This window comes from Saccharopolyspora sp. (assembly GCF_017434145.1).
GTDB lineage: Bacteria > Actinomycetota > Actinomycetes > Mycobacteriales > Pseudonocardiaceae > Saccharopolyspora_C > Saccharopolyspora_C galaxeae.
Map to the genome: position 1 here is coordinate 1 of NZ_JAFRFW010000352.1, position 3,563 is coordinate 3,563.

General features: G+C 72.1%; 4 protein-coding genes. All 4 read left to right on the top strand.

The window, feature by feature from the left end; translation table 11 throughout:
- Positions 1–56 precede the first annotated feature (56 nt).
- Complete coding sequence (locus IJH84_RS29235; protein ID WP_367269000.1) at positions 57–353, top strand: hypothetical protein; 297 nt, start codon at positions 57–59, stop codon at positions 351–353.
- A 106-nt stretch (positions 354–459) separates the two neighbouring features.
- Positions 460–1,404, top strand: coding sequence for a deoxyribose-phosphate aldolase (gene deoC, locus IJH84_RS09715; RefSeq protein WP_200068599.1), 945 nt, complete (start codon positions 460–462; stop codon positions 1,402–1,404).
- A complete protein-coding gene (locus tag IJH84_RS09720) occupies positions 1,401–2,834 on the top strand; it encodes an aldehyde dehydrogenase family protein (RefSeq protein WP_295142970.1) in 1,434 nt (477 codons plus the stop codon). Before deoC ends, IJH84_RS09720 begins: the two co-directional genes overlap by 4 nt.
- 214 nt (positions 2,835–3,048) lie before the next feature.
- A partial coding sequence (locus IJH84_RS09725) for an aldehyde dehydrogenase family protein (protein ID WP_295142973.1) occupies positions 3,049–3,563 on the top strand: 515 nt, incomplete at its 3' end.

A 3,563-nucleotide genomic window follows, 5' to 3' on the forward strand; every position in this document is an offset into this window, starting at 1 on the left:
CCCGAACGGTCAGCGGCGGTTGTGCCGCGCGAGGGCTGGAGGCGAAATGGCGGACGATGCCGAGGAAGCGTTGGCCCCGGCAGCTGTGGCAGAACCGCTTCGGCGGGTTCCTGACCCACGACGCCTACCAGCGCATCGGTGGTGTGCAGGGCGCGTTGAGCCGCACCGCGGACGCCGTGCACCAAGGCCTCGCACCGCATCCCGCTCGACCCTTGGCGGGCCGCGGCCGACCTGTGCCGGCTCGAAGACCGCGAGTTCACCGCCGAGGAGCTCAAGTCCCTGCCGCCCGGCGCCCACCGGGACCGGCCCTGCTCGATCCTCGACGACCGCTGACCGGCTCCCCCGCACGCTAGAACGGGACGGGCAAGTCGCTGCCCGACTCGTGATCGACGCACCGGTGCGGGAATTCGCCAGGTCCGGCGCATCGAGCGCGGCCGTTCGCTGACCTAGACTGCCCGCATGGTCGAACCGGAGCTCGCCGACGCCACCCGCGACGAAGCAGCGCTCCGCCGGTTCCTGCACGGCCTGCCCGGAGTCGACCAAGTGGGCTTGGAGCAGCGGGCCGCCGCGCTGGGCACCCGCAGCATCAAGACCGACGCCAAGCGCTGGGCCATCGACACCGCCATCGGCATGGTCGACCTGACGACCCTGGAAGGCGCCGACACCCCGGGCAAGGTCCGCGCGCTGGCGGCGAAGGCCCGCCGCCCGGATCCCGAGCACCCGGACACCCCGCCGGTCGCGGCCGTGTGCGTCTACCCCGACATGGCCGCCACGGCGGTCGAAGCGCTGGGCCGTTCCGGAGTGGGCGTGGCCTCGGTCGCCACCGCCTTCCCGTCCGGCCGCTCGTCGCGGCAGGTGAAGCTCGCCGAGGTCGAGCTGGCCGTGGCCGCCGGAGCGTCCGAAGTGGACATGGTGATCGACCGGGGCGCGTTCCTGTCCGGCCGCTACGGCGAGGTCTTCGACGAGATCCGCGCGGTGAAGGCGGTCTGCGGCGACGCGCACCTCAAGGTCATCCTGGAAACCGGGGAGCTCGCCACCTACGACAACGTGCGGCGCGCGTCCTGGCTGGCGCTGCTGGCGGGCGGCGACTTCATCAAGACCTCCACCGGCAAGGTCTCTCCCGCCGCGACGCTGCCGGTGACCACGCTGATGCTGCGGACCGTGCGGGACTGGCTGGACCGCACCGGCGAGCTGCGCGGGGTGAAACCCGCAGGCGGCATCCGGAACACGAAGGACGCGATGAAGTACTTGGTGGCGGTGCACGAGGTGGCCGGGCCGGAGTGGCTGACTCCGCGGCTGTTCCGCTTCGGGGCATCGAGCCTGCTGGGAGATCTGCTGATGCAGCGGCGGACGCAACGCGACGGCCACTACTCGGCCGCCGGACACGTGGCGGTGGACGCATGACGTTCTGGGAGTACTCGCCCGCGCCGGAGTCGGCCGCGGTGGCGAATCTGCAGGCGCGGTACCGGATGTTCGTGGACGGGGAGTTCACCGACGGCCGCGGGGAGCCGCTCAAGACGCTCAACCCGGCCACCGGCGAACCGTTCGCCGAAGTCAGCACCGCCGCACCGTCCGATGTGGACGCCGCGGTGCGCGCTGCGCGGCGGGCGCACGAGGACGTGTGGGCTCCGATGCCCGGATCGGAGCGGGCGAAGTACCTGTTCCGCATCGCCCGGCTGGTGCAGGAACGCGCCCGCGAACTGGCCGTGCTGGAAACGCTGGACAACGGCAAACCCATCAAGGAGTCGCGGGACTTCGACGTGCCCGCGGCCGCCGCGCACTTCTTCCACCACGCCGGCTGGGCGGACAAGCTCGGCTACGCCGGATTCGGCCCGGACCCGCGCCCGCTGGGCGTCGCGGCGGGGGTGATCCCGTGGAACTTCCCGCTGCTGATGCTGGCCTGGAAGGTCGCGCCCGCACTGGCCTGCGGCAACACCGTCGTGCTGAAACCGGCCGAGACGACGCCGCTGACCGCGCTGGTCTTCGCCGACATCTGCCTGCAGGCGGGCCTGCCCGCGGGCGTGGTCAACATCCTGCCCGGTGCCGGTGATGTCGGCGCCGGTCTGGTGGCGCACCCGGGCGTGGACAAGGTCGCGTTCACCGGATCCACCGCCGTGGGCAAGCAGATCCAGCGCGAGCTGGCCGGCAGCGGCAAACGGCTCACCTTGGAGCTCGGCGGCAAGGCCGCGAACGTCGTGTTCGACGACGCCCCGCTGGACGAGGCCGTCGAGGGCGTGGTCAACGGCGTGTTCTTCAACCAGGGCGAGGTCTGCTGCGCCGGTTCCCGGCTGCTGGTGCAGGAATCGGTCGCCGAGGCGTTGCTGGCGAAGCTGCGCGCGCGGATCGGCACGCTGCGGGTGGGCGACCCGATGGACAAGAACACCGACGTGGGCGCGATCAACTCCGCCGAGCAGCTCGACCGGATCACCGAGCTGGCCGCGGCCGGGGAAGCCGAGGGCGCGCAGCGCTGGTCCAGCCGGTGCCCGCTGCCGGAGAAGGGTTTCTTCTTCGCCCCCACGGTGTTCACCGACGTGCAGCAGTCGATGCGCATCGCGCGCGAGGAGGTGTTCGGGCCGGTGCTGTCGGTGCTGACCTTCCGCACGCCGGACGAAGCGATCAGCAAGGCGAACAACACCCCGTACGGCCTCTCGGCCGGGATCTGGACGGAGAAGGGTTCGCGCGCGCAGTGGGCGGCGCAGCGGATCCGGGCCGGGGTGGTGTGGGCGAACACGTTCAACCGCTTCGATCCGTCCGCGGCGTTCGGCGGTTACCAGGAGTCCGGTTTCGGCCGGGAAGGCGGGCGCGCGGGACTGGAGGCTTACCTTGACTTCTGACGCGGCGAGTTCGGACGCGGCGACTCCGGGCGCTGCGACTTCCGAGACGGCCACTCCCGAGACGGCGACTTCCGACGCCGGCGCGAACGCCGAAGCAGCGGCGGTTCCCGCGAGAACCCCCGAATCCGGCGCGGATCCCGACCTCACGGGCAACTCCGGGGACGCGGAGAACACCGGACCGTCGAGCGGCACCGGGTCCGCCGCACCCGCCCGGCTGGCCGTCGCCAAGACCTGCAAGCTCTACATCGGCGGCGCCTTCCCCCGTTCCGAATCGGGGCGCGTGCGGCCGGTGCACGACGCTTCGGGCGCGTTCCTCGGCAACGTCGCCGAAGCGTCCCGCAAGGACGCGCGGGACGCGGTTTCCGCCGCGCACAAGGCTTTCCCGGGCTGGTCCGGCGCGACCGCGTACAACCGCGGCCAGGTGCTGTTCCGCATCGCCGAAGTGATGGAGGGCAGGCGGGACCAGTTCCGCGCCGAGGTCGCGGCCGCCGAAGGCGTCGGCCCGGCCGCCGCGGCGTCGCTCGTGGACACCGCGATCGACCGCGTGGTGTGGTTCGCGGGCTGGACCGACAAGATCGCCACCGCGCTCGGGTCCGTGAATCCGGTGGCAGGCCCCTACTTCTCGTTCAGCGTTCCGGAACCGACCGGTGTGGTGGCGGTGCTCGCACCGCAGGAGTCCGCGCTGCTCGGCCTGGTGAGCGTGCTCGCTCCGGCGCTGGCCGCGGGCAA

Excerpts from the sequence above, each read along its gene's own strand:
- IJH84_RS29235 (WP_367269000.1), top strand. The coding sequence starts at position 57 with ATGCCGAGGAAGCGTTGGCCCCGGCAGCTGTGGCAGAACCGCTTCGGC.
- deoC (WP_200068599.1), top strand. The coding sequence starts at position 460 with ATGGTCGAACCGGAGCTCGCCGACGCCACCCGCGACGAAGCAGCGCTC.
- IJH84_RS09720 (WP_295142970.1), top strand. The coding sequence starts at position 1,401 with ATGACGTTCTGGGAGTACTCGCCCGCGCCGGAGTCGGCCGCGGTGGCG.